This is a genomic window from Streptomyces sp. NBC_00354 (genome assembly GCF_036106915.1).
Taxonomy (GTDB): domain Bacteria; phylum Actinomycetota; class Actinomycetes; order Streptomycetales; family Streptomycetaceae; genus Streptomyces.
The window spans coordinates 3,758,312-3,777,500 of the sequence record NZ_CP107983.1 but is presented as its reverse complement, the minus strand read 5'-3'; the positions used below and the strand labels follow the sequence as shown (position 1 = coordinate 3,777,500).

The 19,189-nt window shown below is 69.3% G+C and carries 16 protein-coding genes and 2 rRNA genes (1 of these 18 only partly in view); 15 read left to right on the top strand and 3 right to left on the bottom strand.

Translation table 11 applies throughout. The annotated features are described in order from the left end of the window. The 10 genes from OHT74_RS16930 to OHT74_RS16885 all read left to right on the top strand — a co-directional run. Positions 1 to 2,337: ribosomal RNA gene (locus OHT74_RS16930) — 23S ribosomal RNA — on the top strand (it extends 787 nt beyond the left edge of the window). A 78-nt stretch (positions 2,338 to 2,415) separates the two neighbouring features. Then, positions 2,416 to 2,532: ribosomal RNA gene (rrf, locus tag OHT74_RS16925) — 5S ribosomal RNA — on the top strand. A gap of 83 nt (positions 2,533 to 2,615) precedes the next feature. Next, the gene (locus OHT74_RS16920) at positions 2,616 to 3,269 is read left to right on the top strand and encodes an HAD family hydrolase (RefSeq protein ID WP_266996361.1); all 654 of its coding nucleotides are present in this window, start codon (positions 2,616 to 2,618) and stop codon (positions 3,267 to 3,269) included. Positions 3,270 to 3,312: 43 nt separating this feature from the next. Next, entirely contained in the window at positions 3,313 to 4,536 is a 1,224-nt protein-coding gene (locus OHT74_RS16915) for an MFS transporter (protein WP_328620638.1), read from the top strand. Next, on the top strand, positions 4,508 to 5,656 hold the full coding sequence (locus OHT74_RS16910; protein WP_328623333.1) for an acetoin utilization protein AcuC: 1,149 nt from the start codon (positions 4,508 to 4,510) through the stop codon (positions 5,654 to 5,656). The genes OHT74_RS16915 and OHT74_RS16910 overlap by 29 nt, the downstream gene beginning before the upstream one ends. A gap of 102 nt (positions 5,657 to 5,758) precedes the next feature. Continuing rightward, positions 5,759 to 6,589 (top strand): phosphatase, encoded by an 831-nt coding sequence (locus OHT74_RS16905; RefSeq protein WP_266665099.1) that lies wholly within the window; start codon positions 5,759 to 5,761, stop codon positions 6,587 to 6,589. Positions 6,590 to 6,703: 114 nt separating this feature from the next. Next, on the top strand, positions 6,704 to 6,913 hold the full coding sequence (locus OHT74_RS16900) for a helix-turn-helix domain-containing protein (protein ID WP_008738568.1): 210 nt from the start codon (positions 6,704 to 6,706) through the stop codon (positions 6,911 to 6,913). Positions 6,914 to 7,065: 152 nt separating this feature from the next. Then, positions 7,066 to 7,164, top strand: a complete 99-nt coding sequence (locus OHT74_RS16895) for a 30S ribosomal protein bS22 (RefSeq protein WP_003948845.1) — start codon at positions 7,066 to 7,068, stop codon at positions 7,162 to 7,164. Between the two features lie 94 nt (positions 7,165 to 7,258). Beyond that, positions 7,259 to 8,329, top strand: coding sequence for an NAD-dependent epimerase/dehydratase family protein (locus OHT74_RS16890; RefSeq protein WP_328620637.1), 1,071 nt, complete (start codon positions 7,259 to 7,261; stop codon positions 8,327 to 8,329). Continuing rightward, a complete protein-coding gene (locus OHT74_RS16885; protein ID WP_266996368.1) occupies positions 8,329 to 9,321 on the top strand; it encodes a lysophospholipid acyltransferase family protein in 993 nt (330 codons plus the stop codon). The genes OHT74_RS16890 and OHT74_RS16885 overlap by 1 nt, the downstream gene beginning before the upstream one ends. Positions 9,322 to 9,528: 207 nt before the next feature. Here OHT74_RS16885 and OHT74_RS16880 read toward each other — a convergent pair whose 3' ends face one another. The 3 genes from OHT74_RS16880 to OHT74_RS16870 form a co-directional block, all read right to left on the bottom strand. After that, positions 9,529 to 10,731 (bottom strand): DUF5667 domain-containing protein, encoded by a 1,203-nt coding sequence (locus OHT74_RS16880; RefSeq protein ID WP_328620636.1) that lies wholly within the window; start codon positions 10,729 to 10,731, stop codon positions 9,529 to 9,531. Positions 10,732 to 11,053: 322 nt separating this feature from the next. Further along, entirely contained in the window at positions 11,054 to 11,863 is an 810-nt protein-coding gene (locus tag OHT74_RS16875) for an ECF subfamily RNA polymerase sigma factor, BldN family (protein WP_266996372.1), read from the bottom strand. A 423-nt stretch (positions 11,864 to 12,286) separates the two neighbouring features. Next, complete coding sequence (locus OHT74_RS16870) at positions 12,287 to 13,261, bottom strand: HAD family hydrolase (protein ID WP_266665086.1); 975 nt, start codon at positions 13,259 to 13,261, stop codon at positions 12,287 to 12,289. A gap of 107 nt (positions 13,262 to 13,368) precedes the next feature. Here OHT74_RS16870 and OHT74_RS16865 point away from each other — a divergent pair, with 107 nt between their 5' ends. From OHT74_RS16865 to OHT74_RS16845, 5 genes are all read left to right on the top strand, one after another. Continuing rightward, entirely contained in the window at positions 13,369 to 13,647 is a 279-nt protein-coding gene (locus tag OHT74_RS16865; protein WP_266665084.1) for a glutaredoxin family protein, read from the top strand. A gap of 273 nt (positions 13,648 to 13,920) precedes the next feature. Then, complete coding sequence (locus OHT74_RS16860) at positions 13,921 to 14,769, top strand: redox-sensing transcriptional repressor Rex (protein ID WP_266665082.1); 849 nt, start codon at positions 13,921 to 13,923, stop codon at positions 14,767 to 14,769. Further along, a complete protein-coding gene (locus OHT74_RS16855; RefSeq protein WP_328620635.1) occupies positions 14,766 to 16,493 on the top strand; it encodes a glutamyl-tRNA reductase in 1,728 nt (575 codons plus the stop codon). The genes OHT74_RS16860 and OHT74_RS16855 overlap by 4 nt, the downstream gene beginning before the upstream one ends. Continuing rightward, complete coding sequence (gene hemC / locus OHT74_RS16850; RefSeq protein ID WP_266665078.1) at positions 16,490 to 17,458, top strand: hydroxymethylbilane synthase; 969 nt, start codon at positions 16,490 to 16,492, stop codon at positions 17,456 to 17,458. Before OHT74_RS16855 ends, hemC begins: the two co-directional genes overlap by 4 nt. Next, positions 17,455 to 19,122, top strand: coding sequence for a bifunctional uroporphyrinogen-III C-methyltransferase/uroporphyrinogen-III synthase (locus tag OHT74_RS16845; protein ID WP_266665076.1), 1,668 nt, complete (start codon positions 17,455 to 17,457; stop codon positions 19,120 to 19,122). Before hemC ends, OHT74_RS16845 begins: the two co-directional genes overlap by 4 nt. Positions 19,123 to 19,189: the final 67 nt, after the last annotated feature.

Genomic DNA, 19,189 nt, shown 5'->3' with positions numbered 1-19,189 from the left:
TGATCTAGCCATGGGCAGGTTGAAGCGGAGGTAAGACTTCGTGGAGGACCGAACCCACCAGGGTTGAAAACCTGGGGGATGACCTGTGGTTAGGGGTGAAAGGCCAATCAAACTCCGTGATAGCTGGTTCTCCCCGAAATGCATTTAGGTGCAGCGTCGTGTGTTTCTTGCCGGAGGTAGAGCACTGGATAGGCGATGGGCCCTACCGGGTTACTGACCTTAGCCAAACTCCGAATGCCGGTAAGTGAGAGCACGGCAGTGAGACTGTGGGGGATAAGCTCCATGGTCGAGAGGGAAACAGCCCAGAGCATCGACTAAGGCCCCTAAGCGTACGCTAAGTGGGAAAGGATGTGGAGTCGCAGAGACAACCAGGAGGTTGGCTTAGAAGCAGCCACCCTTGAAAGAGTGCGTAATAGCTCACTGGTCAAGTGATTCCGCGCCGACAATGTAGCGGGGCTCAAGCGTACCGCCGAAGTCGTGTCATTGCAGCAATAGGGCCAACGCCCGCTGTGATGGGTAGGGGAGCGTCGTGTGCCGGGTGAAGCAGCAGCGGAAGCTAGTTGTGGACGGTTCACGAGTGAGAATGCAGGCATGAGTAGCGATACACACGTGAGAAACGTGTGCGCCGATTGACTAAGGGTTCCTGGGTCAAGCTGATCTGCCCAGGGTAAGTCGGGACCTAAGGCGAGGCCGACAGGCGTAGTCGATGGACAACCGGTTGATATTCCGGTACCCGCTTTGAAACGCCCAATATCGAATCAGGCGATGCTAAGTCCGTGAAGCCGTTCCGGACCCTTCGGGGAAAGGAAAGTGGTGGAGCCGACGAACCAGACTTGTAGTAGGTAAGCGATGGGGTGACGCAGGAAGGTAGTCCAGCCCGGGCGGTGGTAGTCCCGGGGTAAGGGTGTAGGCCGAGGGGTAGGCAAATCCGTCCCTCATATAAGGCTGAGACCTGATGCCGAGCCGATTGTGGTGAAGTGGATGATCCTATGCTGTCGAGAAAAGCCTCTAGCGAGTTTCATGGCGGCCCGTACCCTAAACCGACTCAGGTGGTCAGGTAGAGAATACCGAGGCGTTCGGGTGAACTATGGTTAAGGAACTCGGCAAAATGCCCCCGTAACTTCGGGAGAAGGGGGGCCATCACTGGTGATCGGATTTACTCCGTGAGCTGGGGGTGGCCGCAGAGACCAGCGAGAAGCGACTGTTTACTAAAAACACAGGTCCGTGCGAAGCCGTAAGGCGATGTATACGGACTGACGCCTGCCCGGTGCTGGAACGTTAAGGGGACCGGTTAGTGCGCTTTCGGGCGTGCGAAGCTGAGAACTTAAGCGCCAGTAAACGGCGGTGGTAACTATAACCATCCTAAGGTAGCGAAATTCCTTGTCGGGTAAGTTCCGACCTGCACGAATGGCGTAACGACTTCTCGACTGTCTCAACCATAGGCCCGGTGAAATTGCACTACGAGTAAAGATGCTCGTTTCGCGCAGCAGGACGGAAAGACCCCGGGACCTTTACTATAGTTTGATATTGGTGTTCGGTTCGGCTTGTGTAGGATAGGTGGGAGACTTTGAAACCCCAACGCCAGTTGGGGTGGAGTCGCCGTTGAAATACCACTCTGGTCGTGCTGGATGTCTAACCTCGGTCCGTGATCCGGATCAGGGACAGTGTCTGATGGGTAGTTTAACTGGGGCGGTTGCCTCCCAAAGAGTAACGGAGGCGCCCAAAGGTTCCCTCAGCCTGGTTGGCAATCAGGTGTTGAGTGTAAGTGCACAAGGGAGCTTGACTGTGAGACCGACGGGTCGAGCAGGGACGAAAGTCGGGACTAGTGATCCGGCGGTGGCTTGTGGAAGCGCCGTCGCTCAACGGATAAAAGGTACCCCGGGGATAACAGGCTGATCTTCCCCAAGAGTCCATATCGACGGGATGGTTTGGCACCTCGATGTCGGCTCGTCGCATCCTGGGGCTGGAGTCGGTCCCAAGGGTTGGGCTGTTCGCCCATTAAAGCGGTACGCGAGCTGGGTTTAGAACGTCGTGAGACAGTTCGGTCCCTATCCGCTGTGCGCGTAGGAATATTGAGAAGGGCTGTCCCTAGTACGAGAGGACCGGGACGGACGAACCTCTGGTGTGCCAGTTGTCCTGCCAAGGGCATGGCTGGTTGGCTACGTTCGGGAGGGATAACCGCTGAAAGCATCTAAGCGGGAAGCCTGCTTCAAGATGAGTATTCCCACCTCCTTGAGAGGGTAAGGCTCCCAGTAGACGACTGGGTTGATAGGCCAGATGTGGAAGCCCGGTAACGGGTGGAGCTGACTGGTACTAATAGGCCGAGGGCTTGTCCTCAGTTGCTCGCGTCCACTGTGTTAGTTCTGAAATAACGAACAGCTGTGTCAACACCAGCATGTTCAAATTTCATAGTGTTTCGGTGGTCATAGCGTTAGGGAAACGCCCGGTTACATTCCGAACCCGGAAGCTAAGCCTTTCAGCGCCGATGGTACTGCAGGGGGGACCCTGTGGGAGAGTAGGACGCCGCCGAACAATCATTGTAGAAAGCCCTGTACCGGGTATCCGGTACGGGGCTTTTCTGCGTTTACGGGCATCTTTTGCATAGGGTCGGGGTCATGGGCTACGACCTCGTCATCTTCGACAACGACGGCGTGCTGGTGGACAGTGAGCCGGTCGCCAACAGCATCCTCGCCGGGTACCTGACCGAGCTGGGGCACCCCACCTCGTACGAGGACTCGATCCGCGACTACATGGGTGCTGCCGTGCACCGGGTGCACGATCTCGTGCTCGAGCGGACCGGGGAGCGGCTGCCTGCTGCGTTCGATGCGACCCTGCACGCGCGGACGTTCGCCGCTTTCGAGCGGGAGCTGACGCCCGTCGCCGGCGTGGTGGACGTACTCGGAGCGCTGACCGCCCACGGGGTGCCGTACTGCCTGGCCTCCTCCGGGAGCCACGAGCGGATCCGGGTCGGGCACCGGGCGGCCGGGCTCGACGGGTGGTTCGAAGAGGAGTGGATCTTCAGCTCGCAGGACGTGGGCAAGGGGAAGCCCGCTCCCGATCTGTTCCTGCACGCGGCCCGGGCCATGGGCGTCGAGCCGTCGCGGTGCGTGGTGGTCGAGGACAGCCCGCTCGGGGTGCAGGCCGCCGTCGCCGCCGGGATGGACGTGTACGGGTTCACCGGGATGATGCCCGCCGAGCGGCTGGCCGGGGCCACCGGTTTCTTCGGGGAGATGAAGGAGCTGACGGGGCTTCTGGAACTGCCTGTGTGATCTCTCTACCCACGGGTAGCCCACGGGCCTACGCTGTGCCGCCATGACAGAAGACGTACGGCTGCTCCGGGGCCGGGGCTCCCTGGGGTTCAGCTTCTTCGTGCAGGGCGTGACCTTCGCCCTCCTCGTGACGCGGATCCCCGCCATTCAGGACCGGTACGGGATATCCGACGGGCTGCTTCCCGCATTCCTCGCCGCCGTGCCGGTTCTCGCCGGGGTCTCCAGCGTCGCCACCGAACACCTCGTGAAGCGGGTCGGACCCGCCGCCGTACTGCGGTGGGCGCAGCCGCTGGTCCTGCTCTCCCTGCTGGGGGTCGGGGCCGGCAGCACAATGTGGCATGTGGCGCTGGCCCTGGGGGCGTTCGGACTGTCCGTCGGCGCGCTGGACGCCTCGATGAACATGCTCGGGGTCAGCCTGCAGCGGGCGTACGGGCGCAGCATCATGCTCGGCTTCCACGCCGCGTACAGCCTCGGCGGAATCGTCGGGGCGTCCGCGGCCTGGGCCGGGGCGCACTGGCATCTGTCGCTGTTCTCCTCGTACCTGCCGGCCGTGTTGGTGCTGGTGCCGCTCGCCTTCTACGGGAGCCGGTCCTACGTCGACCGGAGCAGCGAGGGGGAAGTCCCCGAGAAGGGGCTGGGGGCCGGCGGGTTCAAGCTGCTGCTGCCGCTGTGCCTGGTGATGGCGTGTGCGTACATCGGGGACTCGACCGTCTCGAACTGGAGCGCCAAGTACCTCCAGGACGTGCTGGGGAGCTCGGAGCAGCTGGCTACGGTCCCGTACAACGTGTACATGGTGACCACGCTGATCGGGCGGGCCGTCGGGGACCTGGGTGTGCGGCGCTTCGGGGCGGTGGCCGTCGTACGGATCGGGACGCTGGTCGCGGCCGCCGGGTTCGCGGTGGTGGCGGCGGCGCCCGGGGCGTGGGCGGGGATGCTCGGGTTCACGCTGCTGGGGATCGGGCTGTGCGTGATCGTGCCGCAGACCTTCGCGGCCGCGGGGCGCCTCTTCCCGGGGGCTTCCGATACGGCCGTCGCGCGGCTGAACATCTTCAACTACGTCGGCTTCCTGATCGGATCGCCGCTCGTCGGCGGGATCGGGGACGCCTGGAGCTACCGGGGCGCGATGCTCGTGCCGATGGCGCTGGTGCTTGTGACACTCTTCCACGCCCGTTCGTTCGGCTCGGAGGGCGCCCGATACGGTGTCGGGCATGAGCGGCGAGCCGGTGACCGGGCTGTTGATGTGGGACGAGGCGGTAACGAGGTATGACTTCGGACCGAGCCATCCGATGGACCCGGTGCGCCTGGCGCTGACCATGGGCCTGGTGCGTGCCTTCGGGCTGGACCGGGAGATGGAGGTACGGGCGGCCCGCGCGGCGGGGGACTCCACGCTGCGGCTGGTCCACCGGGAGGACTACGTGGCCGCGGTGCGCGAGGTGTCCGCGGATCCGGGGGTGGCCGACGGGTCGTACGGGCTGGGGACGATCGACGATCCGGCCTTCCATGGGATGCACGAGGCGTCGGCGCTGATCGCGGGCCAGTCGGTGGCGGCCGCGGAGGCGGTCTGGCACGGAGAGGCCGAGCACGCGGTGAACTTCGCGGGCGGGCTGCACCATGCGATGCCGGGTGGGGCCGCCGGGTTCTGCGTGTACAACGACGCGGCGCTGGCGATCGCGCGGCTGCTGGAGCTGGGGGCCGAGCGGGTCGCGTACGTGGACGTGGACGTGCACCACGGGGACGGGGTCCAGGCGGCATTCTGGGACGACCCGCGGGTGCTGACGGTCTCGCTGCACGAGCATCCGCGGACGCTGTTCCCGCAGACCGGCTGGCCGGAGGAGACGGGCGGGCCGGCCGCGGAGGGCTCGGCGGTGAATGTGGCGCTGCCCGCCGGGACCGGGGACGAGGGGTGGCTTCGGGCCTTCCATGCGACGGTGCCCGAGCTGCTGGAGGACTTCCGGCCACAGATGCTGGTGACCCAGCACGGGGCGGACACGCATTTCGAGGACCCCCTGGCGCATCTCGCGGTGTCGCTGGATGCGCAGCGGGCGGTGCAGGAGGCGTGTCACCGGCTCGCGCACGAGCATGCGGGGGGCCGTTGGCTGGCGCTGGGCGGCGGCGGGTACGCGGTCGTGGACGTGGTACCGCGGTCGTGGACGCATCTGGTGGGCATCGCGGCGCACCATCCGGTCGATCCGGAGTCGGCGGTGCCGGAGGCGTGGCGGGACGAGGTGTACGCGCGGACGCGGCAGCCGGCGCCGGCCCGGATGACGGACGGGCGGGCGGTCGCGTGGCGGGACTGGGAGGCGGGCTACGATCCGGCCGACCGGATCGATCAGGCCGTTCTGGCGACCCGGCGGGCGGTGTTCCCGTTGCGCGGCCTGCTCACGTAAGGCGGCCGGAAGGCCTGGGAGCGGTGATGCATCGTTACGCCAGGTGTGGGGCTGTTCGCCGGAATTGATGATCTGCCAGGTCGGGTGCGGCAGCATCGGAGGGTGTTGAGCACCGGCGCGCTGCGTGCGCATCTGCTGGCCGCCCGGTTGGCCGGGCCCGTCGCCACCTCGCGGGAGGAGAGCCTGCGCAGTTACCGGCTGTTCGCAGCGCGGGATCCGCGGGTGCTGCTGGGGCTGGATCCGGAGTGGGGCTGGGGCGAGGGTGACCTGCTGAGGCTGATGGCGGACAAGTGCGGGGTCTCGGCGGATCCTGCGCACGTCAACGGGCCGGACGTGATCGATCCGGAGCTGACGCTGGCGGCGTTGGAGGCGTTCGCGGAGCGGTTGCGCGAGGCGGCCGGGGCGCGGTCGCCGGTGTTGTTCGGGACGGGACATCCGCACCGTCTCCTGGGGTTCTACGCCAGTTTGGCGCGGGCCCTGTCGGCGGTGGGATGTGTTGTGCTCACTCCGGCGCAGGGGGCGGGTGTCGACATGGCGACCCGGTTCGGCGTACGCAGGCACAGCATCGATTACGTACGGGGAGTCGCGTTGGTGCGGGAACCCGGCGCGCGGCCGCCGGGGAGTGCAACCGGCGTGCACACCCATTCACCCCTGCCGGTTCGGATCGCGCTCGGGGCGCTCGCGGAGGCCGGCGGGCCGTTGCCGGAATTGGTGGTGGGGGATCACGGGTGGGTCTGCGGCGCAGGTCAGCTCGGTGTGGAGGCGATCGGGCTGGCGGATACGGACGACCCGGCGTTGTTCGTCGGCGAGGCGGAGGGGCGGGTGGCGGTGGCTGTTCCGCTTGATGACGCGGTGCGCGCGGACTACTACAGACCGCTCATTCGGTATCTACTCGATCGGGCGAGTCTGCCGGGTGCACAGGAGTGGCCGTAGCTCCTCTTCCCCACTCGTATCACACGCCCCTACTCTGGGGAGTGAGCGTGCGACGACGAGGAGTAACCGGAGGGGAAGCCGGTGCCCGTCATGCGCGGAAGGTCAAGGTGTGTCATGGCTGCTGGCGAGAGGCCTCTCAGTGAGGTTCAGTTCCTGACCGTGGCGGAGGTCGCCTCGGTGATGCGAGTGTCGAAGATGACCGTGTACCGCCTGGTGCACAACGGTCATCTGCCCGCAATCCGGGTGGGCCGGTCCTTCCGGGTCCCCGAGAACGCGGTTCACGAGTACCTCCGAGAGTCCTATGTGGGGGTGGAGTCGGCCTGAGACTGAAGCTCCGGCGAACTCTCCGAACCCCTCGGATTACAGGCTAAGAGCTCGGGCGGGTAGGCTAGGCCGACGTAGGTCGTGTGGGCCCAGACGCCCCGCACCGTTCCCCGCTGACGCGGGGATGTTCCGAGAAGTGAGCGAGGGTAGTCGTGGGCTCTGTTATCAAGAAGCGGCGTAAGCGGATGGCTAAGAAGAAGCACCGCAAGCTGCTCAAGCGCACCCGCGTCCAGCGCCGTAACAAGAAGTAAACGGCAGCTGTACGTGTTCTCCGCAGCCCCTCCACCATCCTTTGGTGGAGGGGCTGCGGTGTAGCCGGGGGACGACGAGGAAGGCGCTGAGCTCGTGGGGAAGGTCGTGCTCGTTACCGGGGCAGCCCGGCAGCTGGGGGGCCGCTTCGTGCGGCGGGTCCAGCGTGATCCTGACGTCGAGCGGGTCATCGCGGTCGACGCGGTCGCGCCGCCGCACCGGCTGGGCTCGGCGGAGTTCGTCCGTACGGACATCCGGCAGTCGTCCATCGCGCGGGTGCTCGCCGAGCACGCCGTGGACACGGTGGTCCATCTCGCCGTGACCGGGAGCGGAGCGGGGCCGGGCGGCACGGGGAGCTCCGTCAAGGAGACCAACGTCATCGGGACGATGCAGCTGCTGGGGGCCTGCCAGAAGTCGCCGACGGTACGGCGGCTGGTGGTGAAGTCCAGTACGAGCGTGTACGGGGGCGCCTCGCGGGATCCGGCCGTTTTCACGGAGACCACGCAGCCCAAGTCGCTGCCGCCGGCAGGCTTCGCCAAGGACGCCGTCGAGGTCGAGTCGTACGTACGGGGCTTCGCGCGCAGGCGGCCCGACGTGGCGGTGTGCGTGCTGCGGTTCGCGAACATCCTGGGGCCGTACGCGGATTCCTCGCTCGCCGAGTACTTCTCGATGTCCGTGATGCCGACGGTGCTGGGGTACGACCCGCGGCTGCAGTTCGTCCACGAGGATGACGTGCTGGACGTGCTGCGGCTGGCGGCGGCGGAGCCCCAGCGCGGGACGCTGAACAGCGGGACCTTCAACATCGCGGGTGACGGGGTGCTGCTGCTGTCGCAGTGCGCCCGGCGGCTGGGGCGGCCGACGGTGCCGCTGCTGCTGCCCGCGGTGACGTGGGTGGGGTCGGCGCTGCGGGCGGTGGGGGTCACCGATTTCTCGCCGGAGCAGATCAGACTCCTCACGCACGGGCGGGTCGTGGAGACGTCCCAGATGCGGGAGGTGCTGGGATTCAAGCCCATGTACACGACCGCCGAGACCTTCGCCGATTTCGCGCGCAGCCGGGGGAACGGGCTGCTGCCGCCGGAGCGCGCGGGGCAGGCCGTGGACCGGGTTGCCGGAATGTTGAACGTGAACGTCGGGGTTGCCGGATCCGAAGAGGGAGCGCAGCGATAGTGGCGGACGCCAAGGTCATTCCGTTCGACGAGGACCGGCCCCGCCGGCGGGGCGCCGGGACCCGGAGAGTACGGGCGGTGCCCGCGCCGGAGCCGGTGGCCGAGGCCGCGGAGCCGGCCGCGGCGGAGTCCGCTCCCGTGAAGTCCGGCGGGGCCGCGTGGGACCGGCGGATCGCCGGCGGGCTGGCGTTCCTGCGGCGGCGGGTCACCGGGGACTACGAGGTCGACGAGTTCGGCTACGACAAGGAGCTGACGGACCAGGTCCTGATGTCCCTGATGCGGCCGCTGTTCGACAAGTACTTCCGGGTCGAGGTCAAGGGCATCGAGAACATCCCCGCCGAGGGCGGGGCGCTGATCGTGGCGAACCACTCCGGGACGCTGCCGCTGGACGGGCTGATGATGCAGGTGGCGGTCCACGACCACCATCCGGCGCAGCGGCACCTGCGGCTGCTGGCGGCGGACCTGGTGTTCATGCTGCCGGTGGTGAACGAGCTGGCGCGCAAGGCCGGGCACACGCTGGCGTGCTCGGAGGACGCGCAGCGGCTGCTCGAGGCGGGGGAACTGGTCGGGGTGATGCCGGAGGGCTTCAAGGGGATAGGGAAGCCGTTCGGAGACCGGTACAAGCTCCAGCGGTTCGGTCGGGGCGGGTTCGTGTCGACGGCGCTGCGGGCGGGGACGCCGATCGTGCCGTGCTCGATCGTGGGGGCGGAGGAGATCTACCCGATGGTCGGCAACGCGAAGACGCTGGCGCGGCTGCTGGGGGTTCCGTACTTCCCGATCACGCCGACGTTCCCGTGGCTGGGACCGCTGGGGGCGGTGCCGCTGCCGACGAAGTGGACGATCCAGTTCGGCGAGCCGATCGCGACGGACGCGTATCCGCCGGAGGCGGCGGAGGACCCGATGCTGATGTTCAACCTGACGGACGAGGTCCGCGAGCAGATCCAGCACACGCTGTACAAGCTGCTGGTACAGCGGCGGTCCGTGTTCTTCTGAGTGGGTTGGGCTGCGGGCGTGACGCCGCCCGGGCGTGGCCGACGGACGGAGTCCGGCGCAGTCGGCCGAAGCCCGCGGAGCGGTGCGAGGCCGGCAGGCGGAGGGGCCAAGCTGCTGGTGCAGCGGCGGTCCGTGTTCTTCTGAGTTCGTTTCATGGTGCAGGCCCTCACCCCGTTCGGGGGTGAGGGCCTGCGGCCGTTCCGGGTCCTACTCGGAGCCCTCCGCCTTCAGGCCCAGGCCCGGGAGGAGGCCGGGGAGCAGGGGCGGCAGGGTGATGTCCGGCTGTACGTGCTCCGGGGAGGACGATGCCCCCGGGGTGTTCTGACCCGCGGGCGGGTGCAGGAGGTCGCCCGTGCCGCCCAGGAGGCCGCCGCCGGGAGCCGGTGACGGCTTGGCGCCGGTGGTCGCGGGCGCGGTCGGGCTGGCCGATGGCGCGCCCGCCGCCGGTGCGGACTGGTGCTGCCCACCCGGAGCGCTCGGCTTGGCCGGGGTACCGGAGACGCCGCGGGTCTGCTCCGGGGCCTTCGGGAGCAGGCTCTGGAGGGGTGCCACGTCATCGTCTATGGCCTGGAAGACCGACTCGACCTCCCCGCCCACGTCGGTGAGCTGCGCCGGGAGCTTCTCCCGGAGCCGGCCCCACGCGTCGCGGTGCGAGCGGGAGAACGACGACAGCGCCTGGATCGGGCCGAGCGAGCCGTCCCGTTGGTAGGCCGCCTGGAGGAGCCGGTGGCCCTCCGCCGCGTCGTGCTTCATGCCCGCGAGGGCCCGGCGGATCTCGCCGAGCGACTCGTGGTCCAGTACGCCCGTCCGGCCGCGCTCCATCAGCCTGCGGGCTTCCGACAGGCGGTTGGAGGCCTGGTCGAGGTAGAGCTCGCCGCGGTCCGAGTCCTCGTCGGCCATGCCGAGCTTCAGATCCTCCATGCCCCGTTTGATCGGGTAGAGGGAGTCACCGGGCAGGGCGTCCGTGCTGGCAGCGGCCACGCCGCTGAAGGCCCCCGCGGCCACACCTACGGTGAGGCCGCCCGCTGCGATGCCCTTGGACCAGCGGGAGCGGGGCCGCAATTTCCGGAGCGAGGTCGCCCGGTGGGCGCCGCGGCCGGTCCGCTGCTCGGGCACTTGAGGGTCCGAGGCGGCGCGGCCCCCGGCCCTCTCTTCCATCACCATGGCCTCCATGGCGGCAACGAGCTGGGCTCGTTGCACCACTTTGACCTCGGGGTCCAGCACCGGGCGCGGCATTCTTTCGCCGAACGCGCTCGCCAGGGCCAACAACCGGTCGTGGTCGGCAGGTTCGGCAGGTGCCTCGGACTGCTCGGCCGCCGGGTCCGGTTCCGAAAGGTCGGATGGGGTCCGATCCTCCAGGGCCTGGGCGAAGGCGTTCGCCCGCCGGTGCGGAGTCACGTTCGCGATCACTGGCGGCACCTCCTCTCGTCATGACGATCGACTCCCCTAGGTGTCCGGAAGGTTGCCTTCCTTGAGCACATCCACACTTTCGAGTGAGCGGCTTCGGGTAAGGCGTGTCCACAGGGAGCCTGCATCCCGCACAACGAGCGGCGCGGCACTTGGGTTACGGACGAAGGATGATCGGACCACAGCGTCATCGAGGGGTCACCGGTTGTGTGGATTGTCAGGAGGGTCGGAAGGTGTGGGGGGTCTGCGGGGCGTGGGGGGTCTGCGGGGCGTGGGGGGAGCCGCAGGGTGAGGCGCCGGGCGGCGGTGCGGGGCCGGGCGGAGGTCAGCGGGCGTCGTCCGGGAGCAGGCGGGCCAGGGTGCGGACCGCCCGGTACTGGAGCGTCTTGATGGCGCCCTCGTTCTTCCCCATCACCCGGGCGGTCTCGGCGACCGACAGGCCTTGGAGGAACCGCAGGGTCACGCACTCCTGCTGCTGGGGATTGAGCTTGCGTACGGCTTCCAGCAGGGCGGCGTTGGAGAGGGACTCCAGGACCGAGTCCTCGGGGGATCGTTCCACCTCGTTCGCGTCCAGCATCTCGCCCGTGGTCACTTCCAGACGGAAGCGGCTGGACTTGAAGTGGTCCGCGACCAGGTTGCGGGCGATCGTGACGAGCCAGGCGCCGAAGTCGCGGCCCTGCCAGGTGAAGGTGGAGATGCGGCGCAGCGCGCGCAGGAAGGTCTCGCTGGTGAGATCCTCCGCGGTCGCCTTGCCGCCGACGCGGTAGTAGATGTAGCGGTAGACCGTGTCGCTGTACTGGTCGTACAGCCGGCCGAAGGCCTCGGCCTCGCCGGCCTGGGCGCGTTCGACCAGGTCCATCATGCGGGCCTGGTCGCTGTCCGCGGTGGGGCGGCGTGCGGCGGGCGCGCTCGTACCGGCGGCGCCGGTGCCTCCCCCCGTGCGACCGCGTCTGCCCACCGTCGCGCCGCCGTCGGTCAGGGCATAGCAAGGACCGGCCGGGCCGAGGCCGGCAGGGACCGCGGCGGCGAAGGCGGGGACGGCGTACGCGGTGGGGACGAAGCCGCGCAGGTGGTCGAGGACCGTTGCGCGCAGCGTAGCCAGGCCCGAGGCGTCAACCCCGACAGGTGGGTACACGGGACTCCCAGAGGCAGAGCTTCCATCACGTGCAGTGCGAAACCGTTCACCCGTCGTGGCGACAGATGGGCGGTGGCATGCGTTTGAGGAGAATAACGCTTCGTACAGGCAGCACTACACCCAGTTGCTCAAATCACCGATTCCGACACTTCTGTTGCGTGTCGAAGGCATATTCAGTCGCAGTTGGTGATCGATTTTTGATCGGTTGAATACGCGGAATGGACGCTTCCGCGCTGGCTCGCGACCGAGTCGGGCATGCGGGAGTGCCGCGTGGGGCGCGGGGGTAGAGGTGGGGGAATGCCTGCGGCGCAGCGGGCCGAGAGCCCGCGGGGCGAGGCGCCTGCGGGCCGCACGGTGGGCCGCAGGGCGGCTCCGGCGCAGGCCGGAAGCCGGGCTGCGGCCGGGCGGCGGGGGCGGCTGCGGCTACTTGCGGCGGCGGTGCAGGGCGATGGCGGCGGCTGCGCCGCCCGCGATCGCGCCGACGCCGGCGGCGGCCGGGACGCCGACCTTCACGGCCTTGCGGCCGGTCCGATAGTCGCGCAGCCGCCAGTCGTGTGCCCGGGCATGCTTGCGCAGTTTCGTGTCGGGATTGATCGCGTACGGATGCCCGACCAGCGACAGCATCGGAATGTCGTTGTGCGAATCGGAGTACGCCGCGCAGCGTTCGAGGTCGAGGCCCTCGGCGGCGGCCAGCGCGCGGACCGCCTCGGCCTTCGCGGGCCCGTGGAGCGGCTCGCCGACGAGCCGGCCGGTGTAGATGCCGTCGACCGACTCGGCGACCGTGCCGAGCGCCCCGGTCAGGCCGAGCCGGCGGGCGATGATCGTGGCGGTCTCCACGGGCGCGGCCGTGACGAGCCAGACCTTCTGGCCGGCGTCGAGGTGGGCCTGGGCGAGGGCGCGGGTGCCCGGCCAGATCCGCTCGGCCATGTACTCGTCGTAGATCTCCTCGCCGATCGCCATGAGTTCGCAGACCTTGTGGCCCTTGACGATGGAGAGGGCGCTGTCGCGGGCGTCCTGCATGTGCTCGGGGTCCTCGACCCCGGCGAGCCGGAACCAGGCCTGCTGCCAGGCGAAGCGGGCGAGTTCGCGGCGGTGGAAGAACTCCCGCTTGTAGAGGCCGCGGCCGAAGTGGAAGATCGCGGCGCCCTGCATGACGGTGTTGTCGAGGTCGAAGAACGCGGCGGCGAGGTCGTCGCCGGCGACGGGGAACTCGGGCTCGGCCGGTTCCGCTTCCTCGGCTGCCTGCGTCGCGGTCTCCTCGGGCCCGGCCGGTGGTCCGGCCTCCGCCTCGAGGGCCTGCGCGGTCTTGCGGGCGGCTTCGGCCGAGGCCTCGCCTGCCAGCACGCTCCGCGCGGTGGCGGAGCGCCTACGGGGGGTGAGCCATCCCAGAGCGGCCATGACGCGAGCATAGCCATTGTGTTCGGGAGTTCCCGAACCGATGGGATGCCGGGGGCGTGAACTCTTCGGTGCCGGGGTGTTACGTGGTGGCGCGGGAGAATGGGGGCATGAGCCCTTTGCTGCGTCGTAAGGAAAAGAAGCGTCCCGGCGAGCGGTTGGTCACGCTCATCGGGAAGCCGGGGTGCCATCTGTGCGATGACGCCCAAGACGTGATCGAGAAGGTCTGCGCGGAAGTCGGAGCACAGTGGGAGAAGAAGGACATCTCGCAGGACGCGGAGCTCTACCGGCTGCACTGGGAGCAGATCCCGGTGGTGCTGGTGGACGGCGAGCAGCACACCTTCTGGAGGGTGAACCCGGACCGGCTGCGTCGCGCATTGGGGGGCTGACCCTCCGGCCGGTTAACATCATGGGCGATTTGTGGGGTCTCGGGGGCGTATCGATGAGGAGTGTGTACCGCTTTGCACCCCTCGGGATTTGAACGGGTTCGGCGTGTTGTGGGTTCCCGCCCTACAGGCCCGGGCCGCGTGACCCCGGTCACTTTGCTCGGACAAAGCGGACACAATCTTTGTGCACGCGTTCACAAAGACATAGCCTGCATTCGACGGGGCGGTCTTGGGACAAGTGACCGCCTGCAGCCCCGCTCATCCCGCAGGAGCATCGTGGCAACTGGCCGAACTCACCGACCGGCGACCCGCAGCCGAGGTATTCCCGAGGCCACTGTCGCCAGGCTTCCGCTGTACTTGCGCGCACTCACCGCGCTCTCCGAGCGATCGGTGCCCACGGTGTCCTCCGAGGAGCTCGCGGCAGCCGCCGGAGTCAACTCCGCGAAGCTGCGCAAAGACTTCTCGTACCTCGGTTCCTACGGGACGCGCGGCGTCGGCTACGACGTCGAGTACCTCGTCTACCAGATTTCCCGCGAGCTGGGCCTGACCCAGGACTGGCCGGTTGTCATCGTCGGCATCGGTAACCTCGGCGCGGCCCTGGCCAACTACGGCGGCTTCTCCGCGCGCGGATTCCGCGTCGCGGCGCTCATCGACGCCGACCCGGCGATGGCCGGCAAGCCGGTGGCGGGCATGCCCGTGCAGCACACCGATGATCTGGAGAAGATCATCTCGGAGAACGGCGTCTCGATCGGCGTGATCGCGACCCCCGCGGGCGCGGCGCAGCAGGTCAGCGAGCGGCTGATCGCCGCCGGCGTCACCTCCATCCTGAACTTCGCGCCGACCGTGCTGTCCGTGCCGGACGGTGTGGACGTACGCAAGGTCGACCTGTCGATCGAGCTGCAGATCCTGGCGTTCCACGAGCAGCGCAAGGCCGGGGAGGAAGCGGCGGCCAACGCCACGCCCCACTCCTCCGCCGATGCCTCCGTGTCCGGTGACATCGCCGAGACCGCCGCCGGTTCCGGCGCGGCCCCCGCCGCGGCCGTCGAGCCGCCCGCCGGACGGCCCGCCGCCGTCGCACGCAAGAGCGGCCCCGAGGGCGACGTTCCGGCGGTGATGCCGGCATGAGTCTGCTCGTCGTAGGGCTGAGCCACCGCAGCGCGCCGGTGAGCGTGCTCGAACGTGCCTCCCTGTCGGCCGACGCCAAGGTCAAGCTGGTGCACGACACCCTCGCCGCGGAGCCGGCGACGGAGGCGACGGTGCTCGCCACGTGCAACCGGATCGAGCTGTACGCGGACGTGGACAAGTTCCACGCCGGTGTGGCCGAGCTGTCGACCTTGCTCGCGCAGCACAGCGGGGTGGCTCTGGAGGAGCTCACTCCGTACCTGTACGTCCACTACGAGGACCGGGCCGTCCACCACCTGTTCTCGGTGGCGTGCGGGCTGGACTCGATGGTGATCGGCGAGGGCCAGATCCTCGGGCAGATCAAGGACGCGCTGGCGCTGGGGCAGGAGCTCCACAGCGCAGGCCGCCTGATCAACGACCTGTTCCAGCAGGCGCTGCGGGTCGGCAAGCGGGCGCACTCCGAGACCGGGATCGACCGCGCCGGGCAGTCGCTGGTGACCTTCGGGCTCGAGCAGCTGACCGCCGGGCGCGAGCCGGTGGACGTGTGGGCCAAGGACAAGCGGGCGCTGGTGATCGGTGCCGGGTCGATGTCCTCGCTGGCCGCGGCCACGCTGGCGCGGGTGGGCGTCGCCGAGATCGTCGTCGCGAACCGCACCGCAGAGCGGGCGGACCGTTTGGCCGAGATTCTGGTTGCCTCAGGCACTGGGGTGGTGGCCAGGTCCGTTCCGATGGCGTCGGTCGCCGATGAGCTGACACGAGTCGACGTCGTCGTGTCCTGTACCGGGGCCACCGGGCTGGTGCTGACCGAGGACAATGTCGCGGCTGCGGTGGCGGGCCCTGCGGGGCTCGTCCCCTCCCCGCCCCTTCCCGATTCCCGGAGCTCCGCCCCGGACCCCGCGCCTCACACGCCGGCGGGTCTGGATTCGGTCTTGGCGCGGCTCGTCGCCGCCGCCGAGGCCGGGGTGCGGCTCGCCGACGGCGGGGTGGCGCGGACCATCGTGCCCGGAGCCGACCGTGACGGGTGTCCCGTCGACGTGCCGGCCGGCGACGGGCGGGCCGCGCTCACCGGAGTCGACGCCAGCTCCCTCGAACTGCACGGCACATGGGCCGACCAGGGCGAGGCCGCCGCGCAGCGGCAGCCCCGCAAGGGCGCCCGCAGCCAGATCGACGTGGCGCCGGTACGGCTGGCCCTGCTGGACCTGGCCATGCCGCGCGACATCGACGCCGCCGTGCACCGGATCCCGGGCGTGCGGCTCGTCGACATCGAATCGCTCGCCGAAGCATCGGCCGACGCGCCGATGGCGGCCGACGTGGACGCCGTACGCGGCATCGTCGCCGAAGAGGTGGCAGCCTTCGGCGCGGCGCAGCGGGCCGCACACATCACGCCGACCGTCGTCGCCCTGCGGGCGATGGCCGCCGAGGTCGTGGCCATGGAAGTGGCACGGCTCGACGGGCGGCTCCCGGACTTGGACGAGCGGCAGCGGGCCGAGGTCACCCAGACCGTGCGCCGCGTCGTCGACAAGCTCCTCCACGCGCCGACCGTGCGCGTCAAGCAGCTCGCCAGCGAGCCCGGGGGCGCCGGGTACGCAGAGGCGCTGCGCGAACTCTTCGACCTCGACCCGCAGACGGTGGCCTCCGTCAGCCGGGCGGACGCGGCCGGTCAGGCCGGACAGGTCGACCAGGCCGACAAGGCTGACAAGAACGACGACTCAGGACGGGCATCATGAATCCACGTCTCGACCAGCCTCTCCGGCTCGGCACGCGGCGCAGCAAGCTGGCCATGTCCCAGTCCGGCCATGTCGCCGACGCGGTAAGGGCGATCACCGGCCGGCCCGTCGAGCTCGTGGAGATCACGACCTACGGTGACGTGTCCCGTGAGAACCTCGCGCAGATCGGCGGCACCGGAGTGTTCGTCACCGCGCTGCGCGACGCGCTGGTGCGCGGCGAGGTCGACTTCGCCGTCCACTCGCTGAAGGACCTGCCGACCGCGCAGCCCGAGGAGCTCGTGATCGCGGCCATGCCGCTGCGCGAGGACCCGCGCGACGCGCTCGTCGCCCGCGACGGCCTGACCTTCGAGCAGCTGCCCGACGGCGCCCGGATCGGTACCGGGTCGCCGCGCCGCATGGCGCAGCTCAACCACTACGCGCGGACCCTCGGCAAGCGCATCGAGACCGTCGCCATCCGTGGGAACGTCGACACCCGGATCGGCTTCGTGCGCGACGGCGAGCTCGATGCCGTCGTCCTTGCCGCCGCCGGGCTGAACCGGATCGGCCGCAGCGCCGAGGCGACCGACCTCCTGTCGGTCGATAACGTGCTGCCCGCTCCAGGCCAGGGTGCCCTGGCCGTGGAGTGCCTCGCGTCCGACGCGGAGCTCATCGCTTCGCTCGCCGAGCTCGACGACCCGCACACCCGGGCCGCCGTGACCGCCGAGCGTTCCCTGCTCGCCGCCCTGGAGGCCGGCTGCAGTGCACCTGTGGGTGCGCTCGCCGATCTTCTGGCCGACGGCCAGGTTGTCAATGAAATGCGCCTGCGCGGCGTCGTCGGTACCCTCGACGGCTCGACGCTCGTGCAGCTGTCCACCACCGGTCCCGTGCCCCAGTCGTACGACGAGGCCATGGCGCTCGGCCGCGAACTCGCGGACGAGATGCTGGCCAAGGGCGCGGCCGGTCTGATGGGGGAGCGATCGCTTTGAACCCCTCACGTCCGACCACCTCCGCTTTTCCGGTCGTCGCCACGCACGGGCACGTCACCTTCCTCGGTGCCGGCCCCGGTGACCCGGGTCTGCTGACGCTCCGCGCCGTCGAGGCGCTGGCGGCTGCGGACGTACTGATCGCGGAGCCCGAGGTGCTCGAGGTCGTACGCACGCATGCGCGCGCGGGAGTGGACACGCCACAGCTGACGATTGCTGACGAAGTGTCAGCAGCCGCCGGTGTCCCGGTGATCCGGGATGCGGCCAATCTTGTCATGGAGGCCGCGCGCTCCGGCAGGCGGGTCGTCCGTGCCGTCACCGGAGACCCCGGGCTCGACGGCAACGCGGCCGACGAGATGCTCGCCTGCGCCACCGGCGGCATCCCCTTCGAGGTGGTGCCCGGTGTCGCGACCGCCGTCGGCGTGCCCGCGTACGCAGGTGTGCCGCTGCGCGGCGGCCAGGGTGCCGATGTGCGGTTCGTGGACGCGCGCAACGCCTCCGCGCGCTGCTGGAGCGAGGTCGGAGCCAGCGACGGCACCGTCGTCGTCTCCGCGACGCTGGAGACCGTGTCGAGCGCCGCCGCCGAGCTGGTGTCCGCCGGGCGCAAGCCCGACACCCCGCTCACGGTGACGGTCGCCGGCACGACGACCCGCCAGCGGACCTGGAACGCCACCCTCGGGACCATCGCCCAGGTGTTCAAGCAGGGCAAGGTGCTCCCGTCGCCCGAGGGCGCACGGCCGGTCATAGCCGTGGTCGGTGAGCACGGCGCCGCCGCGCGGCGCGAGGAGCTGGCCTGGTTCGAGTCGAAGCCGCTGTTCGGCTGGCGGGTCCTCGTACCGCGTACCAAGGAGCAGGCCGCTTCGCTCTCCGACCAGCTGCGTTCGTACGGCGCGGTGCCGCACGAGGTGCCGACCATCGCCGTGGAGCCGCCGCGCACCCCGCAGCAGATGGAGCGCGCGGTCAAGGGCCTGGTGACGGGCCGCTACGAGTGGATCGCCTTCACCAGCGTGAACGCGGTGAAGGCCGTCCGGGAGAAGTTCGAGGAGTACGGGCTCGACGCCCGTGCCTTCGCGGGCATCAAGGTCGCCGCCGTGGGCGAGCAGACCGCCGCCGCGCTCGTCGAGTTCGGCGTCAAGCCGGACCTGGTGCCGAGCGGCGAGCAGTCCGCGGCCGGGCTGCTGGAGGACTGGCCGCCGTACGACCCGGTCTTCGACCCGATCGACCGCGTCTTCCTGCCGCGCGCCGACATCGCCACCGAGACCCTGGTGGCCGGGCTGATAGAGCTGGGCTGGGAGGTCGACGACGTCACCGCCTACCGGACCGTACGCGCGTCGCCGCCGCCGGCGGACACGCGCGAGGCGATCAAGGGCGGCGGCTTCGACGCCGTTCTCTTCACGTCGTCCTCGACGGTGCGCAACCTCGTCGGCATCGCCGGCAAGCCGCACAACGTGACCGTCATCGCCTGCATCGGGCCGGCCACGGCCAAGACGGCGGAGGAGCACGGCCTGCGGGTCGACGTCCTGTCGCCGGAGCCGAGCGTGAGCAAGCTGGCGGAGGCCCTGGCCGAGTACGGCGCGGCGCGCCGCGAGGCGGCCAAGGAGGCCGGCGAGTCGGTGTCCCGCCCGAGCGAGCGCCGGCCGGGCGCGCGGCGGAGGCGTACCACCTGACCGGTGGGCGGATGTTGACCAGGGCCCGGGTGCAGCCGCACCCGGGCCCTTCGCGTACCCCCGGCCG